A 6,791-nucleotide genomic window follows, 5' to 3' on the forward strand; every position below is an offset into this window, starting at 1 on the left:
CTTCATCCCGCCTTCCCCGCGCCTTCCCGCGCGGGCGCAGGCAACATCCCGGTGGACACGCGCTTGAGCACCTCGATGGCGAAGAAAAAGTCCGGCGGCTGGCTGGAAAGCCTGAAGACCGTCGTCTACGCCGGCCTCATCGCCATCGGCATCCGCACCGTGGCCATCGAGCCGTTCAACATCCCGTCCGGCAGCATGATCCCCACCCTGCTGGTCGGCGACTATCTCTTCGTCTCCAAGTATTCCTACGGATACTCGCGCTATTCCCTGCCCTTCGGCCCCCCGCTCTTCGAGGGGCGGATCTTCGGCCGCCTGCCGGAGCGCGGCGACGTCGCGGTGTTCAAGCTGCCGCGGGACACCAGCCAGGACTACATCAAGCGCATCATCGGCCTGCCCGGGGACCGCGTGCAGATGCGCAGCGGGGTCCTCTACCTCAACGGCCAGCCGGTGCGGCGGGAATTCCTCGGGCCCTACGTCGCCGAGGGTGACGGGCCGCGCATGACGGTGCGGCTGTTCCGCGAGGTGCTGCCCGACGGCCGCGCCCACAAGATCATCGAGCAGACCGACGACGGGCCGCTCGACAACACGCCGGAGTTCCGCGTCCCCGCGGGGCACGTCTTCGCTCTCGGCGACAACCGCGACAACAGCCTGGACAGCCGGGTGCAGAACGCGGTCGGCTTCGTGCCGGTGCAGAACCTGGTGGGGCGGGCCGAGTTCATCTTCTTCTCGGTGGACGGCTCGGCGGCCTGGTGGGAGGTGTGGAACTGGCCCTTCGCGATCCGCTGGTCGCGCCTGTTCACCGCCGTGCGCTAGCCTCCGGACCATGACCGACGCACGCGGGGAGGGTCCGTTCCAGCAGCGCATCGGGCACCGCTTCCGCCGGCCGGAGCTGCTCGCCCAGGCGCTGACCCACCGCTCCGCCGCCGACCCCCGCCGCTCCCAGCTCGATTCCAACGAGCGGCTGGAATTCCTCGGCGACCGCGTCCTTGCCCTGCTGATCGCCGAGTGGCTGGCCGAGCGCTTCCCGGCCGAGCGGGAGGGCGACCTCGGCAAGCGTCTCGGCGTGCTGGTGGCGCGCGACACCCTCGCCAAGGTGGCGGAGGGGCTCGGCCTCGCCGCCGTGCTGCGCGTGCCGCCCTCCGAGGGGCGGGCCGGCCTGCGCGAGCGCGCGAATGTGCTGGCCGACGCGCTGGAGGCGCTGCTCGGCGCCATCTATCTCGACGGCGGGCTGGAGCCGGCGCGCGCCCTGGTGCGCCGGGAGTGGGAGCCGCTGCTCGGCGCCGACCTGCGCCCGCCTGTCTCGGCCAAGAGCCGGCTGCAGGAATGGACGCTCGGGCGCGGCCTCGGCCTGCCGGAATACCGGCTGGTCTCGGCAACCGGACCCTCTCACCAGCCGATCTTCGTGGTGGCGGTGACGGCTGCGGGACGGGAGGCGGAGGGCATGGGCGAGAGCAAGCGGGCGGCGGAGCAGGCGGCGGCGGAGGCCTGGCTCGCCGGGCTGCCGCAGCGGTGAGGCGGTGCCGCGGCACGAAGGCCCCGCCGGCGCCGGCCGCGACGCTTCCCTCCCCGATGCCGGCAGCGGGCCCTGGCCGGACCCGCCGGCGGTGAGCGCCATGCCCGCCAGGGCGGGGGCGCGGATCCTGCTGGTCGAGGATTCGGAGACCCAGGCGCTGCAGATCCGCCGCCTGCTGGAGGCGGAGGGCTTCCTGGTGGAGCGGGTGGCGAGCGCCGAGGCCGCGCTCGAGAGCCTGAACGCCCGCCTGCCCGACCTCGTCGTGGCCGACTACCGGCTGCCGGGCATGGATGGCGGCGAGCTCGCGCGGCTGATCCGCCTCAACCTGCGCACCCGCGCCATCCCCGTCCTGATGCTGACCGAGGCGCGGGAGCGCGGCCTGGAGCGGCAGGGCCTCGAAAGCGGGGCCGACGCCTACGTGGCGAAATCCGCCGATCCGGCGCTGATGGTGCTGCGCCTGCGCGCGCTGCTGCGCCGCAGCCCCGCGGGCGCACCGCCAGGGGAGGAGGACGCGGCGGCGCCGGGGGGCGCGCCCTTCCGCCGCGCCCGGCTGCTGGTGGTGGACGACGCCGCCACCGCCGCGCCCCTCATGCGGCTGCTGGCGGCCGAGGGCTATGCGGTCGAGCGCCAGGCCGACCCCGGGGCGGCGCTTGCCGCCGCGCCCGCCGCGCCCTGGGACTGCGTGATCGTGCGCGTGGAGGGCGCGGGCTTCGACGGCATCGCGCTGTGCCGGGCGCTGAACGCGCTGCGCGGCGCCCAGGCCGGGCCCGAGGGCGAGCCCCCCTTCTTCGAGATCGCGGCGCTCGGCGGCGGCGACCCGCCGGAGGAGGCGCTGCTGACCCGCGCCTTCGAGGCCGGCGCGGACGAGCTGCTGCCCGCCGCCGCGGCGCCGGAGGTGCTCGGCGTGCGCATCCGCGCCATCCTTCGCCGCAAGCTGCTGCAGGACGAGAACCGCCGCATCGAGGCGGAGCTGCGCGAGCGGCGCCTGGCGACCGAGCGGGCCCGGGCGGAAGCGGCGGCAGCGGCGGCCAAGGCCGCGCTCGCCGAGGCGCTCTCCCGCGCCAATGCCGAGCTCGAGGAGGCGAACCGGCGCCTCCGGGAGACGCAGGCGCGGCTGGTGCAGGCGGCGAAGATGGCCTCCCTCGGCGAGCTGGTGGCCGGCATCGCGCATGAGATCAACAACCCGCTCGCCTTCATCCTGGCGCATCAGGGAACGGTGGAGCGGCTGCTCGCCCGGCTGGAGGCGGCGGCGGGGGACGAGGCGGAGTCGCGGCGCCTGCTGCTGCGCTGCGCCGAGCGCACCCGCTCCATGGGCATGGGGCTGCGGCGGATCCAGGACCTGGTGCTGAAGCTGCGCCGCTTCTCCCGCCTCGACGATGCCGGCTTCCAGGTGGTGAACGTGCCCGAGGCGGTGGAGACGGTGCTCGCCCTGCTCGCGCACCGGATCGGCGACCGCATCGTGGTGGAGCGCGACTACCGGGCGGAGCCCGAGCTCTTCTGCTCTCCGGCCCTGCTCAACCAGGTGGTGATGAACATCCTCGCCAACGCCGCCGACGCCATCGCCGGCCAGGGCAGGATCCGCATCGCCACCCGCAGCGACGAGGAGGGCTACACGATCGAGATCGCCGATTCCGGCCCCGGCATCCCGCCCGAGCTGCGCGAGCGGATCTTCGAGCCCTTCTTCACCACCAAGCCGCCCGGTTCCGGCACTGGCCTCGGCCTCGCCATCGCCTATACCGTCGTGCGCTCCCATGGCGGGACCATCAGGGTCGGCGACAGCCCCGCGGGCGGCGCCTGCTTCACCGTGACCGTGCCGCCGCGGCGCGGCCCATGACCCCGAAGACCATGCGCGACCGCTCCCCGGACAGGATCCTCGTGGTGGATGACGAGCCCGAGATCCTCATCGCCCTCGAGGACCTGCTGGCGGAGGACTACCAGGTCCTCACCGCCGGCTCCCCGGAGGAGGGGCTGGCGCTGCTCGCGCGCGAGCCGGAGATCGCCGTGATCGTCTCCGACCAGCGCATGCCGGGCATGACCGGGGACGCCTTCCTCGCCCGCGCGCGCGAGATCTCGGCCGCCGAAGCGCTGCTGCTCACCGGCTACGCCGATCTCGAGGCGGTGATCCGGGCGGTGAACAACGGCCGCATTGCCGGCTACGCGCCCAAGCCCTGGGAGCCGACGGCGCTGCGCAGCCTGATCGCCGGTGCCTGCGAGCGCTACCGCTTGGCGCGGGCGCTGGAGACGGAGCGGCGATTGCTGCAGGGCCTGCTCGACAACTCCGCCGACGCCCTGTCCTTCAAGGATGCCGAGGGGCGGTTCCTGCGCCTCAACGCCGTGAAGGCGGCGGCGCTCGGCGCCAGCGTCGCCGAATGCCTCGGCCGGCGGGAGGCGGAGTTCCTCCCACCCGCGGAGGCCAGGGCGCTGGCCGAGGCCGAGGCGGAGGCGATCGCCGCCGGCGCGCCGACCGAGCGGCGGGACGAGCGCCGCGGCGACGAGCGGGCGCCGCGCTGGTTCGACGTGAACCGCATCCCCATCCGCGGCCAGGGCGGCGCGACCGAATTCCTGGTGACCATCGAGCGCGAGGTCACCGAGGCGAGGCTGCTCGAGGCGAGGCTGCGCCAGGCCGACAAGATGCAGGCCCTCGGCACCCTGGCCGGCGGCGTGGCGCATGACTTCAACAACCTCCTCACCGCCATCCTCGGCAGCCTGCGCATGGCGGTCCGCGGCGACCTGGAGAAGGACCGGCTGGAGCGCCTGATCCGCAACGCCCTCGCCGCCGCCGAGCGGGGCGCGGCGCTGACCCAGCGGCTGCTGAGCTTCAGCCGCAACCGCACCCTCAGCCTGCGGCCGACCGAGGTGAACCGGCTGCTCGCCGGGATGGAGGATCTGCTGGCCCGCACGCTTGGCGGCATGGTGCGGGTGCGCCGCGAGCTCGACCCCGCCCTCTGGCCGGCTCTGGTTGATCCGGACGAGCTGGAGCTCGCCGTGCTCAACCTGTGTGTCAATGCGCGCGACGCCATGCCGGAGGGGGGCGTGGTCTGCCTCGCCACCCGCAACGCGACGGTGCCGGACGGCACCGAGGCCCCCGACCCGGCCCCGGGGGAGTATGTGGTGATCTCGGTGCGCGATACCGGCGCCGGCATGCCGCCCGAGGTGCTGGAACGCGCCTTCGAGCCCTTCTTCACCACCAAGGAGGTGGGCAAGGGCACCGGCCTCGGCCTGCCCATGGTGTACGGGATGGCGCGGCAGTCCGGCGGGACGGTGCGGATCGCCAGCACGCCCGGGCAGGGGACGGAGGTGGAGCTCTACCTGCCCCGCTCCCCGGAGCCGGCGGCGGTGCCCGAGGCGCCGCGCAGCCCCGCGCGCCCCGCCCGCCCGGCGCGGATCCTGGTGGTGGATGACGAGCCGGCGGTGCGGGAGGTGACGGCTGGCTTCCTGCGCGAACTCGGCCACGCCGTGCTGGAGGCGGACAGCGCGGCAGCGGCGCTGCGCATGGTGGAGGAGGGGGCGGCGCTCGACCTGGTGGTGACGGACCTCGCCATGCCGGAGGTGAGCGGCCTCGACCTCGCGCTCCGGCTGCGGGCGCTGCGCCCGCCGCTGCCGGTGCTGCTGATCACCGGCTATCTCGACCTCGACAGGGTGCCCGAGGGGATCCCGGTGCTGCACAAGCCCTTCCGCCAGCACGAGCTGGCGCGGCGGGTGGCCGAGCTGACCGCGGCGCCGCGCTGAGCGGGGGATCATACCGGATCCCACCGGCCGCGACCTGCGCCCGCCGCCCGTGCGGCGAAGCCAAGGCAGAAGCGTCCGAGGGCGGATCGGTCGCGATCCGCGAGGCTTGGCATCAGCCGGCGGGCCGCGGCGGCGGGTCGCGCGAGAGGCCCCGCGCCGCCAGCGCCGCCTCGTAGGCGGCCCAGCGCTCCGCCTGCTCGGTGCCGAGGCGGTGCAGGTAGTCCCAGCTGTAGATGCCGCTGTCGTGCAGGTCGTCGAACACGATGCGGAGCGCGTAGTGGCCCACCGGTTCCACCCGCAGGATGCCCACATGGCGCCTGCCGGCGACGATCACCTTCTGCCCCGGCCCGTGCCCCTGCACCTCGGCCGAGGGGCTCTCCACGCGCAGATACTCGGCTGGCAGGCGGAAGCGCGCGCCGTCGTCGAAGGCGATCTCCAGCAGCTTCTCCGCCCGCTTCAGGCGGATCTCGGTCGGCCTCGGCATGGCCCCGCCCGCGCTCAGTCGAGCTTGCGCGCCTCGTCGGGCAGCATGATGGGGATGCCGTCGCGGATCGGGTAGGCGAGGCCGGCGCGCTCGCTCACCAGCTCGCCGCGGGCGCGGTCGTAGCGCAGCGGGCCCTTGGTGAGCGGGCAGACCAGGATCTCCAGCAGCGCCGGGTCCACCTCGCCGCCCGGCGGCGGGGCGGGGTGGCCGCTCTTCGTCTGTTCCATGCGTGTCCTCCGGGCGCCGGCGGCGCCCCGTGCGTTCCGGGCAGGTTTAGCAGCCCGCCGGGCCGGCCGCACATGGCGGCGGGGCCCCGGCCGGTGCCGGGTCGTGATGGTTGAAAATCGGGAACGCGGCACCCTCCTCGGTGTTCAGGCGGGAGCGGCGGCGCCCGCCGGCCGTTCACCATCGCGGAAGCCGGGGGTGCGCGCCCGCCGGCCCCGTGCGAGGATGGCGGCCCGAATCCACATGCCTCGGAGAGGATCATGCCAGCCAAGACCGAGAAGAAGGCGACGCAGAAGGGTTCCGGGAGCGGCAGGGCCAACGCGCTGCAGAAGGAGCTGCAGCCCTCCGAGGAACTGGCCGCGGTGGTCGGCCAGGGCCCGCTGCCCCGTGGCGAAGTGGTGAGCAAGGTCTGGGACTACATCAAGGCCCACAACCTGCAGAACCCGGAGAACCGCCGGGAGATCCTTGCCGACGAGAAGCTGCGCAAGGTCTTCGGCAAGGACAAGGTGACGATGTTCGAGATGAACAAGCACCTTGCCCAGCACCTGAAGTAGCGCCCCGCGGCGCCGGGGGCCGTTTCCGCCCGGCCGTGCCCGCGGAAGCGGCTCCGGGCCCTTGCCCGCAGGGCAGATCCACGCTTCCGGCCGTTTGCAGCTCTCTGCGTTCCGCGCCCAGGATGCTTTCCGTTCGTCCTGGGGCGCGGCGTATGCCCTAGAGCAGATCCCGTTCAAGTGGCCCCGCCTGAACGGGTGAAGAGGCTCGCATGCCAATAAGCTAGAGTAGGTGCCGTGAGCCAAGGCGAACGGCAAACGCTCTAGGCCGCGTGGACAAACCGGTAGG

The 6,791-nt window shown here is 73.8% G+C and carries 7 protein-coding genes; 5 read left to right on the plus strand and 2 right to left on the minus strand.

Going from position 1 to position 6,791, the window contains the following annotated elements; all coding sequences use genetic code 11:
• Positions 1–75 precede the first annotated feature (75 nt).
• The 4 genes from lepB to ET526_RS17640 all read left to right on the plus strand — a co-directional run bounded on the left by lepB (position 76) and on the right by ET526_RS17640 (position 5,242).
• Positions 76–813, plus strand: a complete 738-nt coding sequence (gene lepB, locus ET526_RS17625) for a signal peptidase I (RefSeq protein ID WP_135469596.1) — start codon at positions 76–78, stop codon at positions 811–813.
• A gap of 10 nt (positions 814–823) precedes the next feature.
• A complete protein-coding gene (gene rnc / locus ET526_RS17630) occupies positions 824–1,513 on the plus strand; it encodes a ribonuclease III (protein WP_135469576.1) in 690 nt (229 codons plus the stop codon).
• A gap of 100 nt (positions 1,514–1,613) precedes the next feature.
• Positions 1,614–3,347, plus strand: a complete 1,734-nt coding sequence (locus ET526_RS17635; RefSeq protein WP_135469599.1) for an ATP-binding protein — start codon at positions 1,614–1,616, stop codon at positions 3,345–3,347.
• Positions 3,344–5,242, plus strand: a complete 1,899-nt coding sequence (locus ET526_RS17640; protein WP_135469579.1) for a response regulator — start codon at positions 3,344–3,346, stop codon at positions 5,240–5,242. The genes ET526_RS17635 and ET526_RS17640 overlap by 4 nt, the downstream gene beginning before the upstream one ends.
• 112 nt (positions 5,243–5,354) lie before the next feature.
• On the opposite strand, the gene ET526_RS17645 is transcribed toward ET526_RS17640, so the two are convergent.
• Positions 5,355–5,726, minus strand: coding sequence for a gamma-butyrobetaine hydroxylase-like domain-containing protein (locus ET526_RS17645; protein ID WP_135469584.1), 372 nt, complete (start codon positions 5,724–5,726; stop codon positions 5,355–5,357).
• Positions 5,727–5,740: 14 nt separating this feature from the next.
• Positions 5,741–5,953, minus strand: coding sequence for a Trm112 family protein (locus tag ET526_RS17650; RefSeq protein ID WP_135469587.1), 213 nt, complete (start codon positions 5,951–5,953; stop codon positions 5,741–5,743).
• A 258-nt stretch (positions 5,954–6,211) separates the two neighbouring features.
• Between ET526_RS17650 and ET526_RS17655 the strand changes: the two genes are divergently transcribed.
• Positions 6,212–6,505, plus strand: coding sequence for an SWIB/MDM2 domain-containing protein (locus ET526_RS17655; protein ID WP_135469590.1), 294 nt, complete (start codon positions 6,212–6,214; stop codon positions 6,503–6,505).
• The last annotated feature ends 286 nt before the right edge of the window (positions 6,506–6,791 follow it).

Origin of the sequence: Crenalkalicoccus roseus (assembly GCF_004761865.1) — a bacterium.
Taxonomy (GTDB): domain Bacteria; phylum Pseudomonadota; class Alphaproteobacteria; order Acetobacterales; family Acetobacteraceae; genus Crenalkalicoccus; species Crenalkalicoccus roseus.

Excerpts from the sequence above, each read along its gene's own strand:
- lepB (WP_135469596.1), top strand. The coding sequence starts at position 76 with ATGGCGAAGAAAAAGTCCGGCGGCTGGCTGGAAAGCCTGAAGACCGTC.
- rnc (WP_135469576.1), top strand. The coding sequence starts at position 824 with ATGACCGACGCACGCGGGGAGGGTCCGTTCCAGCAGCGCATCGGGCAC.
- ET526_RS17635 (WP_135469599.1), top strand. The coding sequence starts at position 1,614 with ATGCCCGCCAGGGCGGGGGCGCGGATCCTGCTGGTCGAGGATTCGGAG.
- ET526_RS17640 (WP_135469579.1), top strand. The coding sequence starts at position 3,344 with ATGACCCCGAAGACCATGCGCGACCGCTCCCCGGACAGGATCCTCGTG.
- ET526_RS17645 (WP_135469584.1), bottom strand. The coding sequence starts at position 5,726 with ATGCCGAGGCCGACCGAGATCCGCCTGAAGCGGGCGGAGAAGCTGCTG.
- ET526_RS17650 (WP_135469587.1), bottom strand. The coding sequence starts at position 5,953 with ATGGAACAGACGAAGAGCGGCCACCCCGCCCCGCCGCCGGGCGGCGAG.
- ET526_RS17655 (WP_135469590.1), top strand. The coding sequence starts at position 6,212 with ATGCCAGCCAAGACCGAGAAGAAGGCGACGCAGAAGGGTTCCGGGAGC.